Source organism: Tsukamurella pseudospumae, from assembly GCF_001575205.1.
GTDB classification, from domain to species: domain Bacteria; phylum Actinomycetota; class Actinomycetes; order Mycobacteriales; family Mycobacteriaceae; genus Tsukamurella; species Tsukamurella pseudospumae.
In genome coordinates this window covers 155,135-178,737 of sequence record NZ_LSRE01000034.1, presented here as the reverse complement: position 1 = coordinate 178,737, position 23,603 = coordinate 155,135, and the positions used below count along the sequence as shown (strand labels likewise).

Genomic DNA, 23,603 nt, shown 5'->3' with positions numbered 1-23,603 from the left:
ACGCGTCACGCCGATGCCGGGACGCCGGGCACGGCCTCCGGATCCTCGCGGACGGCCTTGCCGTTCGTCTCCGTGAGGAAGTACGCGCTGGCCAGCGTGACCAGGCCCATCGCCGCGAGGTACACCGAGACGAAGGTGGTCGACCGGGTCTCGGCGATGATCGCGGTCATGATGAGCGGCGCCACGCCCGAGACGCCGACGGCCGCGAGCTGGTAGGCCAGCGAGGCTCCCGAGTAGCGGATCCGCGGTTCGAACAGCTCCGCCATGAACGCGGCGAGCGGGCCGTAGGTGAGCGCCTGTCCGAAGCTCGAGACGAACATCGCGACCAGCAGCAGACCGATGTTGGTGGTCTCCGCGAGCCAGAAGAACGGGAACGCCCAGACCATGAGGACGGCGGCGCCGACGAGGATCAGCGGACGGCGCCCCACCCGGTCGGAGACCGCGCCCGCGGCCATGATCACCAGCGGCATCACGACGGAGGTCACGAGGACGCACATCAGGATGGAGTTGCTGCTCATGCCGAGGCCGCCCGCGGAGGGCTTCTTGCTGCCGTAGCTGACGAAGCCCGCGATGGAGACGTAGAAGGCGGAGTTGGTGCCGGCCAGCAGGCCCGCGCCGAGCAGGATCTTGCCCCAATGGAAGCGGACGGCCTCGGACAGCGGCGCCGCCGCGACCGCCTCCTTGCCGGCGTTCTTCGCCGCGACCTCCTGCTGCAGGGCGAGGAACTCGGGCGAGTCCTCGATCTTGTTGTGGATGTACATCACGACGGGCACGAGCACCGCGCTGGCCCAGAACGGCACGCGCCAGCCCCAGCTGAGGAACGCGGCATCGTCGAGGATGCTGTTCATCAGGATCATCATCAGGTTGCCCATGAGCAGGCCCAGCGGGACGCCCATCTGGCCGAAGGTGCCGGCGAAGCCGCGCTTCTTCGGACCGGCGGACTCGGTCAGCAGCAGTACCACGCCGCCCCACTGGCCACCGCAGGCGAGGCCCTGTACGAATCGCAGCGTCACCAGCAGGATCGGCGCGAGCGAGCCGATCGCCGAGGCGGTCGGCAGGCAGCCGATGAGGAAGGTGGCCGCGCCCATCGCGGTGAGGCACCAGATGAGCATCGGCTTGCGGCCGATCTTGTCGCCGAAGTGGCCGGCGAGGATGCCGCCGAGCGGCCGGGCGATGAAGCCGACCGAGAACGTGGCGAAGGCCATCAGGGTGCCCATCAGCGGCGACAGGTCCGGGAAGAAGACCTTGTCGAACACGAGGGCGGCGGCGGTGCCGTAGACGAAGAAGTCGTACCACTCGATCGAGCTGCTGATCAGCCCGGCGGTGAGGAGTTTGCCGTGCGACTTCTTCACCGGCACGACCGCACCGGACTCGCTGGTCTGTGTCATGGATAACCCTTCGTGAACGTTGTGATCCCCACCACAGAGAATGCTTGACGTTGACGTTCGTGTCAACCGCTTTCGAGAAATCGCTAAGCGTTTGCTTATGCAGATGGCGTGGTGTTTCCGCGACCTGGCACCGTTCCGCCGCGATGTCCGCACCGATCACGTAGAACTGGTCCATGGCGCTCCTCGAACCCGATTTCCCCTCCGCGAACGGCCGCGACACGATCCGCGCGTGGATCTACACCCCCGTGCGCGAGCCCCGCGCGATCGTCCAGCTGATCCACGGTCTCGGCGAGCACTCCCGCCGCTACCTGCGGCTGATCACCGCGCTCCTCGACGAGGGCTTCGTGGTGGCCGCCGAGGACCACGCCGGGCACGGCGCCACCGCGATGACCTCGGGCGTGTGGGGCGACGCGGGCGTCGACGCCGGGCACGTCATGGTGGCCGACGCCCGTTCACTCGGTGCGACGGTGCGCGCACGTCACCCGGGCCTGCCGTACGTGGCCTTCGGCCACTCGATGGGCTCGATGATCGCCCGCGGTGCGGCGATCGAGTCTCCGTCGGAGATCGACGGTCTCGTCCTGTGCGGCATCGCGGCGCAGATCCCCGGTGCCGACACGGGCATCGACCGGGCGGCGCTGGCCGCGGAGCCCGACCAGGCCGGGGCCGCCCCGCTCGAGTACGTCGGAACCCTGTTCGACGGCTTCGTCTCCCGGTTCGGCGCGGGCGCGGGCCCGACGGACTGGGTGGCCCGCGACCCCGACGTGGTCCGCGACCACGCGGCGGACCCGTTCAACAACTTCGGAGCGCCGCTGTCGGTCCGCTTCCTGCGCGGCTTCATCGACCTCTACGACGCCGCGAACGGCGACGGCTTCTACGCGGCCCTGCCGTCCACGACGCCCGTCCTGATCCTCGCCGGCGACCAGGATCCGGTCGCCAACTACGGCGAGGGCGCCTACCACGTGGCGAACCGCCTCGTCGCCACGGGACATCCCGACGTCCGGACCCGCGTCTACCCCGGCGTCCGGCACGAGGTGCACAACGAGCCCGAGACGCGCGACGACGTGGCGGCCGAACTGATCGCCTTCATCGAGCGCGTCATCGCCTGAGACGCCGCGGAGCCCCGTCGTGATCGACGGGGCTCCGGGGCATGGGGCTTGGGGATCGGGTTCTAGCGCGTGCGCAGCTCCCGCTTGAGGATCTTGCCGGTACCGCCCTTGGGCAGCTCGGCGACGAGATGGATCTCGCGCGGGTACTTGTACGCCGCCAGGCGTTCGCGGCTGAAGTCCGTCAGCGCCTCGGCGTCGGCGCTCGCGCCAGGCCGGAGCACGACGAAGGCGACGACCTCCTCCCCCAGCCGGTCGTCGGGACGCCCCACGACGGCGGCCTCGACGACATCGGGGTGGCTGTAGAGCACCTCCTCGACCTCGCGCGGGTAGACGTTGTAGCCGCCGCGGATCACCAGGTCCTTGAGCCGGTCGACGATGAAGAAGTAGCCGTCCTCGTCGCGATAGCCCAGGTCTCCGGTGTGCAGCCAGCCGTTCCGCAATGCCTCGGCGGTCGCCTCGGGCCGCTTGTAGTAGCCCTTCATCACGTTGTGCCCGCGGACCACGATCTCGCCGACGTTGTCGGCGCCGGGCGGGAGTTCCGCACCGTCGGCATCGACGGCCCGCAGCTCGACTCCCCAGATGGGCTTGCCGATGGAGAGCACCTTGCGCTCTTCCGCGCTGATGTTGAAGGTCGCCGTCGACGCGGTCTCGGAGAGCCCGTAGCCCTCCAGGATCGCCAGGCCCGGGAACTTCTCCTCGAAGGCCCGGATCACGCCGCCGGGGATCGACGCGCCACCGGACACGGCCGCGCGCAGACTACTCAGATCGCGGCCCGCGGTGTCCTCGCCGAGGAGCGCGACGTACATCGTCGGGACGCCGGACAGCACGGTGACGCGACGCCGTTCGATCACGTCGACCACCGCGCCCGCCTCGAACCGCGGCACCAGCGCGACCGAACCACCCCACCGCACAGCGGCGTTGAGCACGCTGGACAGCCCGAACACGTGGAAGAGCGGCAGCGCGCCGAGGGCGACGTCGTCGTCACGCATGCCGAACAGTTGCGGCGCGACGGTGCAGTTCATGTAGAGCTCGAAGTGGGTCAGTTCGGCGCCCTTGGGGCGCCCCGTCGTCCCCGAGGTGTAGAGCAGGACCGCGGTGTCGTCCGAGCTCGTGGGATGGATCTCCCCGGTGTCCGGCTCCGCCAGGAGCTCGGCGAAGGGCACGGCGCCCGACGGTGTCGGTGCGCCCAGCGAGACGACCACCACGTCGCCGACCGAGGCCTCCGCGGCGCCCGCCAGCGCGGCCTCGGCGGAGAAGTCGGACGCGATGAGCAGCTTCGCGTCGCTGTCGCCCACGTGGTACGCCACCTCGCGGGCGGTGAACAAGGGGTTCAGCGGCACCATCGTCAGCCCGGCCTTGAGGAGGCCGAAGTAGACCAGCACGAACTCCGGGAGGTTCGGTAGCTGCACGGCCACCTTGTCCCCCGGCGCGAGCCCGCGCTCCAGCAGCGAGGCGGCGACCCGCCCCGACTGCTCGTCGACCTCGCGGTAGGTGATCTCGCGGTCGCCGAAGTACAGGGCCGGAGCGTCGGGCGTCGCGGAGGCCGACTCCCGCAGCATGACCGCCAGGTTGAACGACATGCGCCTACTCCCCCGCCAGCACGCGACGCGGGACGTCGACCAGCATGGTGTCGATCTGCGCCTGCGTCACGCCGCGCTCGAGCACGTACGGGAAGACGTCCTCGAAGACGTGCGTGTAGTGCCACTGGAGCATGCCCGCCTTGACGTTCGGGTCGATCCAGTCGATGTAGCAGGACGCGTCCTGCGAGAGCACGATCTTCTCAGTGTAGCCGCGGCGCACCATCTCGATGAGGGTGTCGTTGCGCGCCTCGAAGGTCGTCTCCAGGTTGATGCCGAACCGGTCGAAGCCGAGCGTGAAGCCGGCGTCGGCGAGCGCCGAGAGGTGGTCGACGTCGGTGGAATCGCCGCTGTGCCCCAGGACGATCCGCGCCGGATCCACGCCCTCCTCGTCGCACATCACCCGCTTGACGAGCAGACCGGTCTCCGAGCCGGGGTGGGTGTGCACGGTGATGGGGACGCCGGTGGCGGTGTGCGCCTTCGCCACCGCGCGCATCACCCGTTCCACCCCCTCGGTGAGGCCGTGATGGTCGATGGCGCACTTGAGCATGCCCGCCTTCACGCCCGTCTCGCCGATACCCTGCTCGATGTCGCGGACGAACATGTCCGCCATGGGATCCGGGAAGTCGACGCCCGTCATCGCCGTCAGGGCCGGGCCGCGGTACATGAAGTACCGCGGCACGTCCCGGTAGGTGTAGACGCCGGTGGCCGCGACGATCTTGACCGGCGTCCGCTCCGCGATCCGCTGGATGCGCGGGATGTAGCGGCCGAGGCCCACCACCGTCGGATCGACGATGGTGCGCACCCCGGCGTCGTACGCCTTCTGCAGCTGCGCCACCGCGTCGTCCGCGCGGGCGTCCTCGTCACCGAAGTCCTCCGGATAGTTCTGCTGGATATCCGGGGTGAGCACGAAGACGTGCTCGTGCATCAGCGTGACGCCGAGGTCGGCTGCGTCGATGTCTCCGGTGACGGTGTGGACGGCTCCCATGGTTCCTACTTTCCGACGGTGACTCGTGATGGGGCTGGGCGGGTTTCGGTCAGGCGGGCAGGTCGATCAGGCCCGCGAGCGCGGCGCGATGCCGGCCGGCGGTGCCCAGCCCGATCTGATCGGCCTTGGCGCGCTTGAGATACAGGTGCACCGGCGCCTCCCAGGTCATGCCGATGCCGCCGTGCAGTTGCACCGCCTCCTCCGCCGCACGCACGGCGAGGTCCGAGCAGTACGCGGCGGCCACGGCGACCGCGATGACGCTCTCGGGATCCTCGGGCCCCAGTTCCGCGAGCGTGACGACGGCCGAACGGGCCGCCGCGGACGCGGACTCCGCATCGGCGTACAGCTCGGCGAGCCGGTGCTTGAGCGCCTGGAAGCCGCCGACGATCCGGCCGAACTGCCTGCGTTCCTTGAGATACGCGACGGTGGTGCTTACGCACCAGCGCGCGACACCGGCCTGCTCGGCGGCGAGCAGTGCCGCACCGGTGAGCAGGCCCGCGCGGATCGCGGCGGCACCGTCGGACGTAAGGACGTCGCCCCGCGCGCCGTCGAGGACGACGTCGGCGACCTGCCGCGTCATGTCCAGGGAGGAGACGGGCTCGATGCGGGTGTCGGACGCCGGAACGGCGTACAGCGCACCGTCGGAGCCCGGGACGAGGAGGACATCGGTACCGATCACCCCGGCGACGGATCGCACGGTGCCCGACAGCGCACCGTCGACGACGGGGACCGTCGGAACCGGCCCGTGCGGGTCCACGGAGAAGGGCACGACGAGTGCCGCGGACCGCTTCCCCGACGCGAGCGTCTCGGCGAGAACGCCGGCGCCGGCGGCCAGCGCCGTCGCGGTGGCGATGCCCGCGCAGGTGAGGAAGTCCGTTGCCGCGCAGGCGGCCCCGAGCTCCTCCGCGACGACGCCGGCGACGGCCGCACCGGCCCCGGCGCCGCCCAGGTCCTCGGGCACCAGCAGGCCCGCGACGCCCATCTCGGCGAGCTCGCCGTCGATCCCGGGGGCCGGGGTCCCGTCGTAGGCCGCGATGAGATCCGACGGTGCCGTGCGCCGCCCGAGGAGGTCGCGCACCGCCGCCCGCAGGTCGTCCTCGACGTCGGTGTTCAACAACTGCGGTGTGAAGCTCACTTGGGCACGTCCTTCCACGGCAGGTCCTTGTCGACCCGGTGCTCCGGCGGCAGGCCCAGCACGCGCTCCGCCACGATGTTCTTGAGGATCTCGGAGGTCCCGCCCTCGATCGAGTTGCCCTTGGCACGCAGATAGCGGTACCCCGCGTCGCGGCCGTAGAAGTCGACCCGGTCGGGGCGGACCATCGTCCAATCCGCGTACCGCAGGCCGTCCTCGGCGAGCAGCTCCAGTTCGAGCCCCGACAGCTTCTGGTTGAGCCGCGCGAAGGACAGCTTCATCGCCGCGCCCTCCGGCCCGGGTTGCCCGGACGCGAGCTTCTGCCCCAGCCGCTGCGCCGTGACGCGAGCGACCTCGCTGTCCACCCACAGGCGGAGCAGGTCGTCGTGCAGGTCGGGCGTGCGCAGCTCAGGACGCTCGCGCCAGGTCCTCGCGACGACGCCGATCATGCCGTCCTCGCGCTGCGCGGCGCGGCCGCCGATCGCGACCCGCTCGTTGTTGAGCGTGGCGTTCGCGACCTGCCAGCCCTGACCCACCGCACCGAGGCGATGGACGTCCGGGATCCGCACGCCCTCGAGGAAGACCTCGTTGAACTCGGCCTCGCCGGTGATCTGCCGCAGCGGCCGCACGTCGATGCCCGGGTCGGACATGTCGCACAGGAAGTACGTCAGGCCCTTGTGCTTCGGCAGGTCGGGATCGGTGCGGGCGACCAGGATCGCCCACTGCGCGTTGTGCGCGCCCGAGGTCCAGACCTTCTGGCCCGTGACCACCCAATCGTCGCCGTCGCGGACCGCGCGGGTCGCGAGGCCCGCGAGGTCGGAACCGGCGCCGGGCTCGCTGAAGAGCTGGCACCAGATCTCCTCGCCCGTCCAGAGCGGGCGCAGGAAGCGGTCGATCTGCTCTGACGTGCCGAAGGACAGGATCGTGGGCGCGGCCATGCCGAGACCGATCCCGTTGACGTGACTGCGGTTGTCGGGCGCGCCGGCGGCGGCGAACCGCGCGTCGACCGCCTGCTGCAGGGCCCGCGAGAGCCCCAGTCCGCCACGGCCTTCCGGGTACGCGACCCACGCGAGACCGGCGTCGTACCGGGCCCGCAGGAACTCCAGCGGGTCGGTCTCGGCCGGCGGATGCGCGGCGAGGAACTCGCCGACCCGCCCGGCGAGCTCCTCCGGACCCGGCACCGTCACCGCTGTGCCCGGGCCGCCGCGCGCTTCTTCAGCTCCGCGCGCGCGAGGGAGTTCTTGTGCACCTCGTCCGGCCCGTCGGCGAACCGGAGGGTGCGGATGCCGGCGTAGTACTCGGCGAGCGGGAAGTCCTGCGACAGGCCGCCGGCGCCGTGCGCCTGGATGGCCTTGTCCAGGATCCACTGCACGGTCTGCGGCGTCGCGATCTTGATCGCCTGGATCTCCGTGTGGGCGCCGCGGTTGCCCACGGTGTCCATCAGCCACGCGGTCTTGAGGACGAGCAGGCGCAGCTGCTCGATCCGCACGCGGGACTCGGCGATCCAATCGCGGATCACGCCCTGCTCCGAGAGCGGCTTGCCGAAGGCGGTGCGCTCCGAGACCCGGTCGCACATCGCCTCGACCGCGCGCTCCGCCACGCCGATCGAGCGCATGCAGTGGTGGATGCGGCCGGGCCCGAGGCGGGCCTGCGCGATGGCGAAGCCGTCACCCTCCTCGCCGATCAGGTTGCTCGCGGGCACGCGCACGTCGGTGAACCGCAGCTCGGCGTGGCCCCCGTGGCTGTGGTCGTCGTAGCCGAAGACGTGCATGCCGCGCAGCACCTCGAGGCCAGGGGTGTCCCGCGGCACGAGGATCTGCGACTGCTGACGGTGGCGCTCGGCGTCGGGGGCGGTCTTGCCCATGACGATGAAGATCTTGCAGTTCGGGTTCATCGCGCCCGTGATCCACCACTTGCGGCCGTTGATGACGTAGTCGTCGCCGTCGCGGACGATGGACAGGCCGATGTTGGTGGCGTCGGAGCTCGCGACGTCGGGCTCGGTCATCGCGAAGGCGGAGCGGATGTCCCCGTTCAGGAGCGGCTTCAGCCATTGCTCCTTCTGCTCCGCGGTGCCGAACTCGTTGAGCACCTCCATGTTCCCCGTATCCGGCGCGGCGCAGTTGAACACGGCGGGCGCGAGGTGCAGGCTGCGGCCGGTGATCTCGGCGAGCGGCGCGTACTGCAGGTTGGTCAGGCCCGCTCCGTTCTCGCCGGGCAGGAAGAAGTTCCAGAAACCCCGGCTGCGGGCCTCGGCGCGCAGCTCGGCGAGCACCGGGGCGCTGTCCCACGCCCAGCGGTCGTCCAGCTCTTCCAGCTCGCGGTGGAAGGTCTCCTCCGCCGGGTAGACGTGGCTGTCCATGAAGTCGTCGACCCGCCCGATCAGCTCGGTGGTCTTGGCGTCGTACGCGAATTCCATTGTCAGTTCTCCTTGAGTGCGGCGAGTCCGGCGTCGAGCAGCGGGTCCACTGCCTGCCCGGCCTCGGCGAAGCCTGCGCCCACGGTCTGGCCGTTGACGTAGCGGTAGTGGATGCCCTCGACGATGCCCGCGAGCTTGAAGCTCGCGAGGGCGATGTAGAAGCCGAGGTCGCCGAGGTCGCGGCTGGACCCGGCGGCGTAGCGGTCGATGATCTGCTGCTCGCTGAGGAAGCCCGGGGCCTCCGAGACATCGCTGACGGTGCCCGCCGAGATCTTCGCGAGCCGGCCGTAGACCAGCATCAGGGCGAGGTCGGTGAGCGAGTCGCCGATGGTCGCGAGCTCCCAGTCGACCACGGCGCCGGGCTCGTCCTGCGGGGTCACCAACACGTTGTCGAGCCGGTAGTCGCCGTGCACGATGCCGGGGGCGGCGTCCGCGGGGACCCGCGCCTCCAGCGCAGCGAACAGCTCGTCGACCTTGGGCAGGTCGCGGGTGTGCGCTGCGGCGAACTGCTTGCGCCACCGCTGGACCTGCCGGCCGAGGAAGCCCTCAGGGCGGCCGTAGTCGGCGAGGCCGACGCTCGCGGGGTCGACGTGGTGCAGCTCGATCAAGGTGTCGACGAGCCGCTCGGAGATCGCGCGGGTGCGGTCGGCGCCCAGCGCCTCGAGCTCGGACGCTCGCCGGTAGGGCACGCCGTCGATCTCGCTCATGAGGTAGAACGGAGCCCCGAGCACCTCGGGATCGTCGCAGAAGGCATACATCACGGGCACGGGCACGGCGGTACCGCCGAGCGCCGACATCATGCGGTACTCGCGACCCATGTCGTGTGCCGTGGCCAGTAGCTTGCCGACCGGCGGGCGGCGCAGGATCCAGGAGGAGGCACCGTCGGAAACGCGGTAGGTGAGATTGGACTTGCCACCCGCGATGAGGACCGCCGTCAGATCCGAGCCCGCGCCCTGCACGTGCTGCGGAAGCCAGGTGCCGAGGACGTCGAGGTCGAGGCCCGGGTGCTGCTCGGTCATCAGAACACCACCACGGAGACGATCTCGCCGACGCACGCCGGTCGCTCGCCTCCCTCGATCTCGATGGTCACCTTCGCGATCACCTGCTGGCCGCCGCCGCCCGGCGTGACGGACAGCAGCTCGACGCCGGCGCGCACGCGCGAGCCCACGGGGACCGGGGCGGGGAAGCGAACCTTGTTGCTGCCGTAGTTCACCCCCATCTTCGTGCCCTCGACGGTGTAGATCTGCCACGTCAGCATGGGGATCAGCGAGAGGGTGAGGTAGCCGTGGGCGATGGTCGTGCCGAACGGTCCGGCCTTCGCCTTCTCCGGGTCGACGTGGATCCACTGGTGATCGCCGGTCGCCTCGGCGAACATGTCGATGCGTTTCTGGTCGATCTCGACCCAGTCGCTGTAGCCGAGGTGCTCGCCGACGGCCGCCTGCAGCTCCTCGAGTCCGTTGAGTACCCGCATGATGGTGTGCCCCTAGTCCTTCGGTCCGCCGGCGACGTAGACCACCTGGCCGGAGACGAAGCCGGCACCCTCGCTCGCGAAGAAGCTGGCGGTGTGGGCGATGTCGGCGGGCAGGCCGACGCGCTGCACCGGGATCTCCTTGGCCGCAGCGGTCTTGAAGTCCTCGAACGAGACGCCCATGCGCTCCGCGGTGGCGGCGGTCATGTCCGTGGCGATGAAGCCCGGGGCGATCGCGTTGGCGGTGACGCCGAACCGGCCCAGCTCGAGGGCGAGGGTCTTCGTCAGGCCCTGCATGCCGGCCTTCGCGGCCGAGTAGTTGGCCTGGCCGCGGTTGCCGAGCGCCGAGGTCGACGACAGGTTGACGATGCGGCCCCAGCCCTCCTTGGTCTGGTACTTCTGCACCTCGCGCGACATCAGGAAGGCGCCGCGCAGGTGCACGCCCATCACCGAATCCCAGTCGGAGACGGTCATCTTGAAGATCAGGTTGTCGCGGATGATGCCGGCGTTGTTGATCAGGATCGTGGGCGGCCCCAGCTCCTCGGCGACGCGGGTGACCGCGGTGGTCACCTTCTCCTCGTCGGAGACGTCGACGCCCACGCCGATCGCCCGGCCGCCGGCGGCGGTGATCCGGTCAGCGACCTCCTGGCAGGCGGCCTCGTCGAGGTCGAGGACGGCGACGGCGTGGCCGTCGGAGGCGAGGCGGGCGGCGACCTCGGCGCCGATGCCGCGAGCGGCTCCGGTCACGATGGCGATGCGCTGGGTCATGAGAACTCCTTCTGTGGGGACGTGCGGCGGGCGAGCGCGGGGACGAGGTCGGCCAGCGCGGCCCGGGTGGTGTCGGGATCGGTGTGGTGCACGGCGCGGATGCCGAGGGCGGCGGCACCGTCGACATTGGGCGTCGCGTCGTCGATGAACGCCGCGCGCTCCGGCTGGACGCCGAGGCGCTCCAGCGCGAGGGTGAAGATCGCGGGGTCGGGCTTGCGCAGCCCCACCTCCTCCGAGATGATCACCGGCGCGAACAGCGCGGCGAGACGCTCACGGGGATAGAGGTTCCCGCCGCCCCAGCTGTTGGAGACGATGGCGACGGGCACGCCCGCGGCGCGCAGGTCCTCCGCGAGCTCCCACATCGCCGGGTCCTCCTGGATCCGCGCGAACATCCGCCGCAGCACGCCCTCGGGGTGCACCGGCGCGCCGGAGGTCGTGCGCAGCGCGGCGGCGAACTCCGCGTCGAACGCGGCCTCGGGGAGTTCCCCGGTCTCAAGCCGGTGGATCGGGCTGCCCGCGGCGGCGTCGCGGCCGAGCCACGACTTGAGCGTGGCGGTGAAGCTCGCGGGGTCGATGCCCTCGTCCGCGATCCACGCCTCGATGCTGTGGCGCATCGGCTCGGTGAGGACGCCGCCGTAGTCGAACAGCACGGCATCGACCTCGCGGCCCGCGGCGGGGTCGACCTCGCGGCCCGCCGCGCCCGACGGTGCCGTCACCGGTCCGCCTGGTAGACGACGCGGCCCACGGTGGTGCCGTCGGCGAGGCGTTGGAGGCCGTCCGGGACCGCGTCGAACGAAAGCCGCTCGCTCACCAACGGATTGATGAGGCCCTTGTCCGCGAGCGCGGTCAGCTCCGCGTGGCACTGCTGGATGGCGGCGGGGTCGTACGCGTTGTACAGGCCCCAGTGCAGGCCCACGATCGAGTAGTTCTTGATGAGGGCGTGGTTGAGCGCGGCCTCCTGGATGGTGCCGCCGGCGAAACCGATGATGAGGATCCGTCCCTCGAAGGCGACGCACTTGGTGGAGCGCTGGTAGGTGTCGCCGCCGACCGGGTCGTAGATCACGTCGGCGCCGCGGCCGCCGGTCTCGGCCTTGACCACCTCGACGAAGTCCTGGGTGTGCCGGTCGATCACGATGTCGGCGCCCAGCGTGCGGGCCACCTCCGCCTTCGCCTCACCGCCGACGACGCCGATGACCTTCGCGCCGGCCGCCTTGCCGAGTTGGATCGCGGCGCTGCCGACGCCACCGGCCGCCGCGTGCACCAGCAGCGTCTCACCGGACTGCAGGTGCGCCCGGCGGTGCAGGCCGAACCAGCCGGTCTGGTAGCCGATGAACAGCGAGGACGCCTGCGCGTCGTCGAGCGACGCCGGGGCCGCGAAGGTCTGCGCGGCGTTCAACACCGCGTACTCCGCGAATCCGCCGGCGGGGAGCGCCGCGCCGCCGAGCACGCGGTCACCCACGGCGAAGCCGTCGACGCCCTCGCCGAGCGCCGTGATCTCACCGCACAGCTCGACGCCCGGTGTGAACGGGAGGTCCGGCTTGACCTGGTAGAGGCCGCGGCACATGAGCACGTCGGGGAAGTTCGCCGCGGTCGCGAGGGTGCGCACCACGACCTGGCCCGCGGCGGGCTCGGGCGTCGGGATATCGACCTCGCGCAGCACCGCGAGCGGCTCGCCCAGTTCGGGGACCTGCCATGCCCTCATCGCGTGCCCTCCTTCTCTTCCAGCCGCTGCTGGAGCTTGTTCATGCCGTGCAGCCACTTGTCGGTGGCACCCGCACGGGTCGCGTAATAGCCCGCCACCTCGGGGTGCGGGAGGATCAGGAACTCGTCGCCGGCGAGCGCGTCGACGGCCTGCGTCGCGACCTGCTCGGGGGTGAGTGCCGTGTCACGGCTCAGGAGTTCCTCGAGGTCGCCGGACTGTTCGAGCATCCGGGTCTGCACGCCCTGCGGGCAGATCGCCTGGACCACGACGCCCCGATGCCGGTAGGTCACCGACAGCCACTCCGCGAACGCGACCGCGGCGTGCTTGGTCACCGAGTAGGCGGGCGCACCGATCATCGTGAGCAGGCCCGCCGCCGAGGCGGTGACGACGAACCGACCACCGCCGTTGGCAGCCCACTCGGGGACCAGCAGCCGCGCGGCGCGCACGTGCGCCATGACATTGACCTGCAGCGAGATGTCCCAGTCGGATTCGGGGGCCTCGAGGCCACGGCCCCGGTCGACACCGGCGTTGGCGTACCAGGCGTCGATCGTGCCGAGCTCGCGGCGAGCGACCTCGACGAGCGCGGTCACGCCCTCCTCGGAGGCCGCGTCGCCCGGCGCGGCGACCGCGGTGCCGCCCGCAGCGGTGATCTCGGCGGCGACGCGAGCGGCACCGTCGGCGTCGAGATCGGAGACGACGACGCGGGTCCCACGGGCACCCAGTTCCCGGGCCAGCGCCGCGCCGATGCCGTTACCGGCCCCGGTGACGACGACGCCGCGGCCGTTCGGATCGAAGGCGGGCACGGCTAGACCCCGCCGGTGAGCAGGACGCCGCCGTCGACGGTGAGCGTCTGGCCGGTCATCCAGGCCGCATCGTCGGACAGCAGGAACGCGACGACCGAGCCGATGTCGTCCGGGACGCCGAGCCGCTTGAGCGGGTAGGCCGCGGAGACCTGCTCCTCGCGACCCTCGTAGAGCGCGGTGGCGAAGCGGGTCTTCACGACGGCCGGCGCGACCGCGTTGACGCGGATGTTCGGGCCGAGCTCGACGGCGAGCTCCTCGGTGAGGTGGATAACGGCGGCCTTGGTGACGCCGTAGAAGGCGATGCCGGGCGCGGGGCGCAGTCCGGCGACCGAGCCGACGTTGACGATCGCACCGCCGTGCTCCTTCTGCCAGGCGGCGTGGACCTTCTTGGTCCAGGACAGGGTGGAGAGCACATTGACCTCGAAGATCTTGCGCGCCGCGTCGGTGTCCAGGTCCATCAGCGGGCCGTACACCGGGTTGATGCCGGTGTTGTTGACGAAGAAGTCGGCGCTGCCGAAGGTCTCGATCGCGGTGGCGATCGCCTGGTCCTGGTGCTCCGCGTCGTCGCCCGAGCCCGCCACGGCCACCGCGACCTCGGGTCCGCCCAGTTCCGCGACGGCGGCGTCGAGCGCCTCCTGCTTGCGGGCCGTGATGACGACCTTCGCACCGTCGGCCACCAGCCGCTGGGCGATGGCCAGGCCGATGCCCCGGCTGGCTCCCGTGACGATCGCGGTCTTCCCGGCGAATCGGGTCATGCTGCACACCTTCCGTTCAAACTGACTAAGCGCTCGCTTATTTTGTAGCTTAGGACACACCTCGCGCGGAGACGACCCCTCCGGAGCACGCAGCCCTGTGACTCTTCTCACACAGTACTGAACACGCTCGCCGCAGGCCCCCGGAAACGACGGAGCGGCCCGCGCGAAGGCGCGGGCCGCTCCGGGGCGGTTCAGCAGTGGATCAGCTGAGCCGTTCGATGATCATCGCCATGCCCTGGCCGCCGCCGACGCACATCGTCTCGAGGCCGAACTGCTTATCGTGCCACTGCAGCGAGTTGATGAGTGTGCTGGTGATCCGCGCGCCCGTCATGCCGAACGGGTGGCCGATCGCGATGGCGCCGCCGTTGACGTTCACCTTGTCGGCGTCGATGCCGAGGTCGCGGACCGACGGGATCACCTGTGCCGCGAAGGCCTCGTTGACCTCCATGAGGTCGATGTCGCCGATGGACAGGCCCGCGCGCTGCAGCGCCTGCTTCGACGCCTCGACGGGGCCCAGCCCCATGATCTCGGGCGAGAGGCCCGTGACGCCGGTGGAGACGATGCGCGCGAGCGGCGTGAGGCCGAGCGCCTTGGCCTTGGTGTCCGACATGATCACGACCGCGGCGGCCCCGTCGTTGAGCGGGCAGCAGTTGCCGGCCGTGACGGTGCCGTCCGGGCGGAAGACCGGCTTGAGCCCCGCGATGCCCTCGTAGGTGACGCCCGCACGCGGACCGTCGTCCTTGCTGACGACGGTGCCGTCGGCGAGGGTGACCGGGGTGATGTCCTTGGCCCAGAAGCCCGAGGCGATGGCGGCCTCGGCGCGGTTCTGGCTGCGCACGCCCCACTCGTCCTGATCCTGCCGGCTGACGTTCTTGAACTGCGCGACGTTCTCCGCGGTCTGGCCCATGGCGATGTAGACATCGGGCAGGAGGCCGTTCTCACGCGGGTCGACCCAGGTCTGGCCACCCGCCGCAAAGGTCGCGGTACGCGCCTCGGCGTCCGCGAACAGGGCGTTCTTGGTGTCCGGCAGGCCGTCGGCGTTGCCCTTGATGTAGCGGCTCACGGTCTCGACGCCGCCCGAGAGGAACACGTCACCCTCGCCGGCCTTGATGGCGTGGAAGGCCATCCGGGTGGTCTGCAGGCTCGAGCTGCAGTACCGGTTGACGGTGACGCCGGGCAGGTGATCGAGCCCGGCCTCGACGGCGACCACGCGGGCGATGTTGAAGCCCGACTCGCCCGCCGGCTGGCCGCAGCCGAACATCAGGTCGTCGATGTCGCGCGGGTCCAGCTCCGGAACCTTGGCCAGCGCGGCACGCACCATCTGGACGGACAGGTCGTCCGGTCGAACGTCCTTCAGGGAGCCCTTCGCGGCGCGGCCGATGGGCGACCGCGCGGTGGAGACGATGACGGCTTCGGGCATGTGAGACCTCCGAGTTCGAACCATAAGTAACTAAGCGCTCGCTTAGCGGTGTACCATCCACTCTGCACCACTGCGTCGCGAGCGTCAATCCGCCCGTCGCTGTGGTCCCGTTCACAATAGGCAGACCGCCGCGCGGTGGCACACCCGGAAGGGAAGACGATGACCGAACCCGACGCACCGTCCCGCGCGGACGCCACCCGCGCCCGCCTCCTGGCAGCCGCCGCAGCCGCCTTCGCCGAACGTGGATTCCACGGCACCACCACCCGCGACATCGCCGCTGCGGCCGGCATGAGCCCCGCCGCGGTGTACGTGCACTACAAGTCCAAAGAGCAGCTGCTGCACCAACTCTCGAAGGTGGGCCACCAGCGGATCATCGACGCGATCGACGCCGTCGACGACGCCGCGGACACCCCCGCCGACCGGCTGGCCCGCGCCGTCCGCGCGTTCGCCAGCCACCACGCGACGGCGCACACCAGCGTGCGGGTGGTCAACTACGAGCTCGACGCCCTCACCGAGGAGCACCGCGCCGAGATCGGCGCTCTGCGCCGCGAGATCACCCGGCGCATGCGCGCGATCGTCGACGCCGGCGTGGCCGACGGCTCGTTCGACACCCCCGATCCGCGAATGGCGACGATCGCCGTCCTGTCCAGCGGCATCGACATCGGCCGCTGGTACCATGACGGCGGCGAGATCACCCCGGAGCGGATCGGCGACTTCTACGCCGACCTGGCCCTGCGCACCGTCGGTGCGACCACACTGGACACACAGCAGTAGAACCGAAGGAGAACACCATGCTGCGCACCATCTACACCGAGGACCACGAGGCGTTCCGCGACACGCTGCGCTCGTTCATCGAGGCGGAGGTCGTTCCCCACTACGACGAGTGGTACGCGAACGGGATCGTGCCGAAGGAGTTCTACCGCAAGCTCGGCGAACTGGGCGTGTTCGGCATCGAGGTGCCCGAGGAGTTCGGCGGCGCCGGCGAGCACACCTTCAAGTACGAGGCGATCATCGCCGAGGAGTGCGCCCGGGCGGGCGTCTCCTTCGGCGGCAGCGGCGTGCACGTGAACCTGTGCCTGCCCTACCTGATGAAGTACTGCACCCAGGAACAGAAGGAGCGTTGGCTGCCCGGCTTCGTCGAGGGCACCAACATGTTCGCCATCGCCATGACGGAGCCGGGCACCGGCTCGGACCTGGCCGGCATGAAGAGCACCGCCAAGCTCTCCGAGGACGGCACGCACTACGTGCTCAACGGTTCCAAGACCTTCATCACCGGCGGCGTCAACGCCGACCGCGTGATCGTGTGCGCGCGCACCTCCCCCGCCACCGCGGAGGACCGCCGCTACGGCATCTCCCTGTTCGTGGTCGACACCACGCTCCCCGGCTACGAGGTCGGCCGCAAGCTCGACAAGCTGGGCCTGAAGGTCTCGGACACGGCGGAGCTGTCGTTCACCGACGTCGAGGTGCCCGTGGAGGACCTGCTCGGCGAGGAGAACAAGGGCTTCGGCTACCTCGGACAGAACCTGCCCCAGGAGCGCCTGTCGATCGCCAACGGCGCGTACGCCCAGGCCAAGGCCGCGATCGCCTTCGCCCAGGACTACACGCAGCAGCGCAACATCTTCGGTAAGCCGGTGGCCTCGTTCCAGAACACCAAGTTCGAGCTCGCGGCATGCAAGGCGAAGCTCGACGCGATGGAGTCCAGCGTGGACCGCGGCATCGAGCTGCACGACGCCGGCAAGCTCACCGCCGCCGACGCCGCCTCGCTCAAGCTGTTCTGCACGGAGGCCGCGTCCGACATCATCGACCGCTGCCTGCAGCTGCACGGCGGCTACGGCTACATGAACGAGTACCCGATCGCCCGCCTCTACGCCGACAACCGCGTCAACCGCATCTACGGCGGCACCTCCGAGGTGATGAAGACGATCATCGCCAAGGACATGGGGCTGTAACGACCGCCCTGCACGGCGGTGCTTGACTGAGCGCATGGACCTGCTGATCGGCCTGGTCGCGGTCGTGCTCTTCGGGGCCGCGGTGTGGAACGTGCGGCGTGCCGGGCCGGGCTCCGAGCGCATGCTCGGTACCGCCCGGTACGCGCGCGCGTGGGTGCGGGCGAGCCCCGTCGCCGCCCTGATGTGGCTGGTCGTGATGGCCAACACCGTGATGCTGCTCGGGCTGCCGCGGAGCCTCGGCGAGCAGGTCCTCGCGGCCCACAGCACCAATCTCGACCAGTTCGGCTCCCACCCGCTGCAGTCCCTGGTCACGTCCGCGCTGTGGATCGACCCCGTCGACATCCCGTTCGTCACGCTGATGACCGTGCTGGTGCTCGGCCCCGCCGAGCGGTGGCTGGGCCACGTGGGGATGCCCGCCGTCTACTTCGCCGGCAGCGCGACCGCCTCGCTGATCTCGGTGCTGTCCGCGAACCGGCTTCTCGCGCACGGGATCATCACCGACGACCTCGACGTGCAGGGCATGATCGACGTGGGTGTGAGCTACGGCAGCCTGTGCCTCGCCGGGCTGATGGTCTACCGGATCACCTCGTGGCGCCGGCGGATCGGCGCGATGATCACTCTACCGATCCTGGTCGCTCTGAGCATGCCGATGTTCGGCCTGTACTCCACCCTCGGGCACCAGCGCGCCGTCCTTCTGGGCTACCTCCTCTACCCCGTCACCCGGGTCCCGTCGATCCGCCGCCGCGCCGCGAACTGGACCTGGCGGTTCCGGGTCACCACACCCTGACGCGGTCCTTCGGGTCGAGCCATTCGCCGTCGCCGGCCTTCACGCCGAAGGTGTCGGCGAAGGATCCGACATTCTTGACCACCTGGTTCGCCCGGAACTCGTTGGGCGCGTGTGGATCCGTGGCCAGCGACTGAATCGCCGCGGCCTGCCGGGCCTTGTTGCGCCAGATCCGTCCCCAGCTCAGGAACAGGGGCGTCAGGTCCGGGCCGGACGCCGGTGTCGCGCCGCCCGACGGTGCCGCGCTCGCCCCCGCACTCGCCGACGGTGCGATGCTCGCCCGGCCCGCCCCCTCGGTCCCGGCGTCGCGGTTGGCGACGGCGATCCGGTAGGCGGCCACGGCGATCGACAGGCCGCCGAGGTCGGCGAGGTTCTCCCCCACCGTGAGTCCGCCGTTGACCTTGTTCTCCGGCGGGAGGCCCGCCGGCACGAGCGCGTCGTACTGGGCGATGAGTGCCTTCGTCCGCTTCTCGAACTCGGTCCGGTCGGCCGGCTCCCACCAGTCCTTGAGGTTGCCGTCACCGTCGTACTTGGCTCCCTGATCGTCGAAGGCATGACCGATCTCGTGCCCGATCACCGCGCCGATACCGCCGTAGTTGACCGCGGACTGCGCATCCGGGGAGAAGAACGGCGACTGCAGGATCGCCGCCGGGAAGACGATCTCGTTCATGCCGGGGTTGTAATAGGCGTTGACCGTCTGCGGTGTCATCAGCCACTCGCCCTTGTCCACCGGCTTGGCCAGCTTCGCGAGCTGGTAGGCGTTGTCGAACTCGCCGGACGCGCGGACGTTGTCGACGATCGACCTCGAATCCGTCTTCAAATCCGAATAGTCGCGCCACTGGTCCGGGTAGCCGATCTTGGTGCGGATCTTCTCGAGCTTCGCCGCCGCCGCCCGGCGAGTGGCCGGCGTCATCCAGTCGAGGTCCTCGAAGCTCGCGCGGTAGGCGCTGCGCAGGTTGTTCACCAGCTGCTCGGCCTGCTTCTTCGCGTCGGCGGGGAAGTGCTTCTTGACGTACAGCTCCCCCAGCGCCTCACCGAGGGCGCCCTCGACCACCGCCACGCCGCGCTTCCACCGATCGCGCTGCTGCTCCACCCCGCTCAGTGCCTTCGAGTAGAACTCGAAGTTGGCGGTCACGATCGGCGCCGCGAGGTACGCGGCGTAGGCCCGCACCACCTGAATCCGGGCGTGGTCCTTGAGGGTGTTCAGGTCGGTGTCCGCCCACAGCTTGGCCGCCGAGGTGAGGAAGCTCGGCTGCGCCACGACGATGTTCTTCGCGTCGTCGGCCTTGATCCCCACGGCCTTCTGCCAGCGGTTCCAGTCGTAGCCGGGCGCCAACTTGCCCAGTTCCGACCACGGGTACGGGTTGTAGGTGTTGGTGGCGTCGCGCGAGCGCACCCGGTCCCAGTGGCCCTTCGCGACGGAGGTCTCGAACGCGAGCACCCGCGCGGCGACGGCGGGCGGGTCCGACAGGCCCGCGAGCGAGGCGACCTTCTCGAGGTAGGCGCGGTACTTGTCGCGCACCTCCGCGTACTTGGCGTCGCGGTAGTACGCCTCGTCGGGCAGCCCGATGCCGGACTGCACCAGGTTGAGCACGTACTTCGAGGAGTCCTTCTGATCGGTGTCGACGTAGTAGCCGACGAGCCCGCTCACGCCCTGCTTCTGGTGCGCGCCGGTCACGTCCAGCAGCGCGTCCTTGTCGGCCGCCTTGTCGATCGCCTCGAGGTCCGGTTTGATCGGGTCGGCGCCCGCGGCATCGATCCGTGCGGTGTCCATGAACGAGTCGTAGACGTCGCGGATCTTCGCCTCGGAGCTGCGCGTGCGCGGATCCTTGATGCTCTCGATGATGGTCTTGAGCTGGTCGAGGGCCCGGTCGGACAGGTCGGTGAAGGTGTTGAACGAGGCCTTGTCCGCCGGGATCGTGAAGCCCTCGTACCACGCGCCGTTGACGTGCCGGAACAGGTCGTCCTGCGGCCGCACGCCCGGGGCGACGCCCGAGAGGTCCGGGCCGCTCAGGGGGCGCGGCGGGGCCGCGGAGGTCGACGGTCCGCCGCCCGGCGCGGTGACGCCGCAGGCGGCGAGCACGCCGGCGCCCGCCAGCACTCCGAACCCGGCGAGGAAGCGCCGGCGGTCGAAGCCGGGCCGGCCGAACGGATCCCGGTCCGTGCGATGCGGGTGGGCGTGATCGGTGGCATCGTCGCTACGCATACCCGAATCTAACCCGATCCCCCGCCAGGATGTGCGACGGACTAACTACCCGATCCGGTTTCGGCCGCCTGCGGACGTGCGTCCCGCGAGGTCACGACGATGGCGATCACGACGAGCGCGATCCCGATCGCCTCGATCCAGCCCGGGCGCTGGCCCAGCATCACCGCGCCGACGCCGGTCGCGGTGACCGGCAGGAGCGCGAGCAGCAGCGCGAACCGCGCTCGGCCGACCCGTCCCAGCACCACCTGGTCCAGCACGTACGGGACCACCGAGCTGAGCAGGCCGAGGCCCAGCCCCAGGACCCACACCTCCCAGTGCAGGAAGGATCCGGCGCGACTCACCAGGTCGGGGGCCAGGCCGGGCACGGCCAGCACGACCGCACCGGCCGCCAGCCCCACGCCGAGCCCCTCGATGCCGCCGCCGGCGTCGGCGACGCGCTTGCCGATCACGATGTACCCGGCCCACAGGGCCGCCGCGAGCAGCGCGAATCCGACGCGATGTTCACTCCCGCCACGCACACCACCCCGACCAGCGCCGCCGCGGCGGCGAGCAGGTCGACGGCGCGCCGCGACCCCGCGACCGCGACGGTGATCGGCCCGAGGAACTCGATCGCGACCGCGGTGCCGAGGTCGATGTGCGCGATCGCCTCGTAGAAGGCCATGTTCATGAGCACCGTCACGGTGCCGAACAGGGCGGCGACGCGCAGCCGCGCGGCGGACCAGTCCCGGCGGCGGGGTCGCAGCGCGACCAGCAGGATCAGGCCCGCCCCCGCGCCGCGCAACCACGCCACCGCGACGGGTGAGAGCGTCTCGAACAGGCCGACGCCGAGCGATGCGCCCACGTACTGGCTGATCGCCCCGATCACGAACATCGCGGGGATCATCAGCGGCGTCACGTCGCCCAGCCTAAGGGCCCGCTCAATCGGTTTTGTTCACCCTCCGAGAACATGCCGCCCACCTCCCGGATGCGGTGGAACAAATCGGTACCCTCGAACGTATAAAGAGATGTAAGAACGGTTCACCTAGGAACGGAGGAATCATGACGAACACTGTCACTTCAGAGGCCCCCGCGGGCGACGCCTTCGCTCCCCTCACCGCGTCCGATCGCTGCGATCGCTGCGCGGCGGCCGCCCAGGTCCGAGCGGTTCTCCCCTCGGGCTTCGAGCTGCTCTTCTGCGGCCACCACTTCACCGAGCACCGGGCGAAGCTCGACGCGCAGGGCGCGACCGTCGTGGGCGAGCCGCTCACCGTGTAGTCACCGATCCCGGCCGACGGCGCCGCGCATCCGCCCTACTTCCGGATGCGCGGCGCCGTCGTCGTTCCGGGTCACTTCCAGGTGCGCAGTGCCGCGATGCGCTCACGGAGCTGATCGGCCGAGGCCATCGCGGTCACCGGGCCGCCCAGCCTGCTGCGCAGCTCGTTGTGCACCACGCCGTGCGGCTTGCCGGTGCGGTGGTGGTGCATCGCGACCAGCGAATTGAGCTCACGGCGCAGCGCCGAGAGCTGCGCGCCGGCGGTGGCGCGCTCCTCGACCTCGGGCGGCGGCGCGGGCCTGTCCTCGACCGCCGACCGACCGCCGACCTGTTCCTTCTGCCGCTGCTGCAGCAGTGCGCGCATCTGCTCCGCGTCGAGCAGGCCCGGGAGGCCCAGGTAGTCGGCCTCCTCCTCGCTGCCGGCGAAGGTCGCGGTGCCGTAGGAGGATCCGTCGTAGATGAGCTGGTCCAGCTCGGCGTCGGCGTGCAGCGAGATGAACGCCTTCTCCTCCTCGCCCGGCTCGTCCTTCTGCTTGATGGCGTCGATGAGCAGCGCGTCCTCGAGACCGTCGGACTCCCGGTGCGGCTTGCCGAGCACGTGGTCGCGCTGTTCCTCCAGCTTCGCGGCGAGGTCGAGCAGGACGGGCACCGAGGGCAGGAAGACGCTCGCCGTCTCGCCGGGTACGCGCAGTCGCACGAAGCGCCCGATGGCCTGCGCGAAGAACAGCGGTGTCGACGCGCTCGTCGCGTACACGCCGACGGCGAGCCGCGGGACGTCGACGCCCTCCGACACCATGCGCACGGCGACCATCCACTTGTCGGTGCCCTCGGAGAAGGCCGAGATCCGCTTCGAGGCCGTCGGATCGTCGGAGAGCACCACGGTGACCTTCTCGCCGCTGATCTCCTCGAGGAGCTCGGCGTAGTCGCGCGCGGTGGACTGGTCGGTGGCGATCACGAGGCCGCCCGCGTCGGGCATCGCACGACGGAGCTGGTCGAGCCGGGTGTTCGCGGCCTGCAGCACCGCGGGGATCCAGTCGCCGTGCGGGTCGAGCGCCGTCCGCCAGGCGCGCCCCGTCTGCTCCTTGCTGAGCGGCTCGCCGAGGCGGGCCGTGAACTCCTCGCCGGCGCTGGTGCGCCAGCTGGCCTGGCCCGAGTAGGCCAGGAAGACGACGGGGCGCACGACTCCGTCGGCGAGCGCGTCCGAGTAGCCGTAGACGTGGTCCGCCTTGGAGCGCTGGCCGCCGCCGGCCTCCGGCTCGTAGGTCACGAACGGGATCGGGTTGTCGTCGCTGCGGAACGGGGTACCCGTCAGCGCGAGCCGTCGCGTGGCGCCCTCGAAGGCCTCGCGCACGCCCTCGCCCCAGCTCTTGGCGTCGCCCGCGTGGTGGATCTCGTCGAGGATGACCAGCGTCTTGTAGGCGGTGGTGCGCGCATGGTGCTTGTACGGGTGCATGCCGACCTGGGCGTAGGTGATCACCACCCCGTCGAAATCCGACGAGGTGCTGCCGCCCGAGTTGGTGAAGTTCGGGTCGAGGTTGATGCCGCTGCGGGCGGCGGCCTCGGCCCACTGGTACTTCAGGTGCTCCGTGGGCGCGACCACCGTGACGCGCTCGACGGTGCGGTCGGCGAGCAGCTCGGAGGCCACCCGCAGCGCGAAGGTCGTCTTACCGGCACCCGGCGTCGCCACGGCGAGGAAGTCCTGCGGCTTCGCGGTCAGGTACTTCGTGAGCGCTCGGCGCTGCCAGACACGAAGTGAAACCGCCATCGAGAAACGCACCCCTAAACCGCGAAGAGAAGGCCCGCCCGGCAGGTGTTGCGAGCGCGGGCGGGTCGATCGTGAACCCTGAAGGAGTCTACTCGCAACACGCGCCGATCCCGGTTCCGGCGTG

General features: G+C 70.4%; 23 protein-coding genes. 5 read left to right on the top strand and 18 right to left on the bottom strand.

The window, feature by feature from the left end:
* Positions 1–5 precede the first annotated feature (5 nt).
* Positions 6–1,388, bottom strand: coding sequence for an MFS transporter (locus AXK61_RS17270; protein ID WP_068572701.1), 1,383 nt, complete (start codon positions 1,386–1,388; stop codon positions 6–8).
* A 173-nt stretch (positions 1,389–1,561) separates the two neighbouring features.
* Between AXK61_RS17270 and AXK61_RS17265 the strand changes: the two genes are divergently transcribed.
* Positions 1,562–2,494 carry an alpha/beta fold hydrolase gene (locus AXK61_RS17265; protein WP_068572702.1) on the top strand — a complete coding sequence of 311 codons (933 nt, stop codon included), beginning with the start codon at positions 1,562–1,564 and terminating at the stop codon, positions 2,492–2,494.
* A gap of 62 nt (positions 2,495–2,556) precedes the next feature.
* Here the strand turns inward: AXK61_RS17265 and AXK61_RS17260 are convergent, their stop codons facing one another.
* The 13 genes from AXK61_RS17260 to AXK61_RS17200 form a co-directional block, all read right to left on the bottom strand.
* A complete protein-coding gene (locus AXK61_RS17260) occupies positions 2,557–4,074 on the bottom strand; it encodes a long-chain-fatty-acid--CoA ligase (protein ID WP_068746464.1) in 1,518 nt (505 codons plus the stop codon).
* A gap of 4 nt (positions 4,075–4,078) precedes the next feature.
* Complete coding sequence (locus AXK61_RS17255; protein WP_068572706.1) at positions 4,079–5,059, bottom strand: phosphotriesterase family protein; 981 nt, start codon at positions 5,057–5,059, stop codon at positions 4,079–4,081.
* A gap of 49 nt (positions 5,060–5,108) precedes the next feature.
* The gene (locus AXK61_RS17250; protein WP_068572708.1) at positions 5,109–6,194 is read right to left on the bottom strand and encodes an acyl-CoA dehydrogenase family protein; all 1,086 of its coding nucleotides are present in this window, start codon (positions 6,192–6,194) and stop codon (positions 5,109–5,111) included.
* On the bottom strand, positions 6,191–7,378 hold the full coding sequence (locus AXK61_RS17245; RefSeq protein ID WP_068746463.1) for an acyl-CoA dehydrogenase family protein: 1,188 nt from the start codon (positions 7,376–7,378) through the stop codon (positions 6,191–6,193). Before AXK61_RS17245 ends, AXK61_RS17250 begins: the two co-directional genes overlap by 4 nt.
* Positions 7,375–8,607 (bottom strand): acyl-CoA dehydrogenase family protein, encoded by a 1,233-nt coding sequence (locus AXK61_RS17240; RefSeq protein ID WP_068572712.1) that lies wholly within the window; start codon positions 8,605–8,607, stop codon positions 7,375–7,377. The genes AXK61_RS17245 and AXK61_RS17240 overlap by 4 nt, the downstream gene beginning before the upstream one ends.
* Positions 8,608–8,609: 2 nt before the next feature.
* Positions 8,610–9,626, bottom strand: a complete 1,017-nt coding sequence (locus AXK61_RS17235) for a phosphotransferase family protein (protein WP_068572714.1) — start codon at positions 9,624–9,626, stop codon at positions 8,610–8,612.
* Positions 9,626–10,078: a MaoC family dehydratase gene (locus tag AXK61_RS17230; RefSeq protein WP_068572716.1), complete on the bottom strand. Its 453-nt coding sequence runs from the start codon at positions 10,076–10,078 to the stop codon at positions 9,626–9,628. Before AXK61_RS17230 ends, AXK61_RS17235 begins: the two co-directional genes overlap by 1 nt.
* 12 nt (positions 10,079–10,090) lie before the next feature.
* A complete protein-coding gene (locus AXK61_RS17225; RefSeq protein WP_068572718.1) occupies positions 10,091–10,843 on the bottom strand; it encodes an SDR family oxidoreductase in 753 nt (250 codons plus the stop codon).
* Positions 10,840–11,559: an HAD family hydrolase gene (locus tag AXK61_RS17220; protein ID WP_068746462.1), complete on the bottom strand. Its 720-nt coding sequence runs from the start codon at positions 11,557–11,559 to the stop codon at positions 10,840–10,842. The genes AXK61_RS17225 and AXK61_RS17220 overlap by 4 nt, the downstream gene beginning before the upstream one ends.
* Positions 11,556–12,545, bottom strand: coding sequence for an NADPH:quinone oxidoreductase family protein (locus tag AXK61_RS17215; protein ID WP_068746461.1), 990 nt, complete (start codon positions 12,543–12,545; stop codon positions 11,556–11,558). Before AXK61_RS17215 ends, AXK61_RS17220 begins: the two co-directional genes overlap by 4 nt.
* Positions 12,542–13,348 carry an SDR family NAD(P)-dependent oxidoreductase gene (locus AXK61_RS17210; protein ID WP_068746460.1) on the bottom strand — a complete coding sequence of 269 codons (807 nt, stop codon included), beginning with the start codon at positions 13,346–13,348 and terminating at the stop codon, positions 12,542–12,544. Before AXK61_RS17210 ends, AXK61_RS17215 begins: the two co-directional genes overlap by 4 nt.
* 2 nt (positions 13,349–13,350) lie before the next feature.
* Positions 13,351–14,103 carry an SDR family oxidoreductase gene (locus AXK61_RS17205; protein WP_068572726.1) on the bottom strand — a complete coding sequence of 251 codons (753 nt, stop codon included), beginning with the start codon at positions 14,101–14,103 and terminating at the stop codon, positions 13,351–13,353.
* A gap of 202 nt (positions 14,104–14,305) precedes the next feature.
* A complete protein-coding gene (locus AXK61_RS17200) occupies positions 14,306–15,523 on the bottom strand; it encodes an acetyl-CoA C-acetyltransferase (RefSeq protein WP_068572728.1) in 1,218 nt (405 codons plus the stop codon).
* Positions 15,524–15,682: 159 nt separating this feature from the next.
* Here AXK61_RS17200 and AXK61_RS17195 point away from each other — a divergent pair, with 159 nt between their 5' ends.
* The 3 genes from AXK61_RS17195 to AXK61_RS17185 are packed head-to-tail and all read left to right on the top strand — an operon-like array spanning position 15,683 to position 18,259.
* Entirely contained in the window at positions 15,683–16,297 is a 615-nt protein-coding gene (locus AXK61_RS17195; protein WP_068746459.1) for a TetR family transcriptional regulator, read from the top strand.
* 17 nt (positions 16,298–16,314) lie between these two features.
* The gene (locus AXK61_RS17190; RefSeq protein WP_068572733.1) at positions 16,315–17,472 is read left to right on the top strand and encodes an acyl-CoA dehydrogenase family protein; all 1,158 of its coding nucleotides are present in this window, start codon (positions 16,315–16,317) and stop codon (positions 17,470–17,472) included.
* A gap of 34 nt (positions 17,473–17,506) precedes the next feature.
* Complete coding sequence (locus AXK61_RS17185; protein WP_068572735.1) at positions 17,507–18,259, top strand: rhomboid-like protein; 753 nt, start codon at positions 17,507–17,509, stop codon at positions 18,257–18,259.
* On the opposite strand, the gene AXK61_RS17180 is transcribed toward AXK61_RS17185, so the two are convergent.
* From AXK61_RS17180 to AXK61_RS26010, 3 genes are read right to left on the bottom strand one after another with little or no spacing between them, the layout of a single operon-like run.
* Positions 18,246–20,462, bottom strand: coding sequence for a M13 family metallopeptidase (locus tag AXK61_RS17180; protein ID WP_231855586.1), 2,217 nt, complete (start codon positions 20,460–20,462; stop codon positions 18,246–18,248). The two genes, AXK61_RS17185 and AXK61_RS17180, sit on opposite strands and share 14 nt — an antisense overlap.
* A 41-nt stretch (positions 20,463–20,503) precedes the next feature.
* Positions 20,504–20,911 carry an EamA family transporter gene (locus AXK61_RS26015; protein ID WP_331710568.1) on the bottom strand — a complete coding sequence of 136 codons (408 nt, stop codon included), beginning with the start codon at positions 20,909–20,911 and terminating at the stop codon, positions 20,504–20,506.
* The gene (locus AXK61_RS26010; RefSeq protein ID WP_331710567.1) at positions 20,908–21,357 is read right to left on the bottom strand and encodes an EamA family transporter; all 450 of its coding nucleotides are present in this window, start codon (positions 21,355–21,357) and stop codon (positions 20,908–20,910) included. The genes AXK61_RS26015 and AXK61_RS26010 overlap by 4 nt, the downstream gene beginning before the upstream one ends.
* 143 nt (positions 21,358–21,500) lie before the next feature.
* Here AXK61_RS26010 and AXK61_RS17170 point away from each other — a divergent pair, with 143 nt between their 5' ends.
* Complete coding sequence (locus tag AXK61_RS17170; protein ID WP_068572737.1) at positions 21,501–21,716, top strand: DUF7455 domain-containing protein; 216 nt, start codon at positions 21,501–21,503, stop codon at positions 21,714–21,716.
* A gap of 71 nt (positions 21,717–21,787) precedes the next feature.
* On the opposite strand, the gene AXK61_RS17165 is transcribed toward AXK61_RS17170, so the two are convergent.
* The gene (locus tag AXK61_RS17165; protein WP_068746504.1) at positions 21,788–23,479 is read right to left on the bottom strand and encodes a DEAD/DEAH box helicase; all 1,692 of its coding nucleotides are present in this window, start codon (positions 23,477–23,479) and stop codon (positions 21,788–21,790) included.
* Positions 23,480–23,603 lie beyond the last annotated feature (124 nt).